The organism is Natrialba sp. PRR66 (genome assembly GCF_034808065.1).
In the GTDB taxonomy this organism is placed as follows: Archaea; Halobacteriota; Halobacteria; order Halobacteriales; family Natrialbaceae; genus Natrialba; species Natrialba aegyptia.
Map to the genome: position 1 here is coordinate 1 of NZ_JAXHGN010000209.1, position 250 is coordinate 250.

At 68.8% G+C, this 250-nt stretch carries 1 pseudogene; it reads right to left on the reverse strand.

Going from position 1 to position 250, the window contains the following annotated elements:
• Positions 1-250: pseudogene (locus SM755_RS24010) on the reverse strand (hypothetical protein); the annotation flags it as partial.

A 250-nucleotide genomic window follows, 5' to 3' on the forward strand; every position in this document is an offset into this window, starting at 1 on the left:
GTTTCGGGATGAATCCGGGCGACGACGGGATCCGGATCGTCGACGGTTCGGGACCGAATTCCGGTGTTGTACCCGTCCGCTTCGCGGGCGGTCGTCAGCGTGAGCGGGTAGGCGTCGTCGGTGGGTTCGGGAAGCGCTCCCTGCCCGGCGGTCGAGAACTGAGCGTTGCCAGTCGCAGTGGGGAACGACCACGAGGGGGTCGCCGTGCCGCCGTCAGTGACAGCGCTGTCCGTACTGCCCGCAGCGCTCG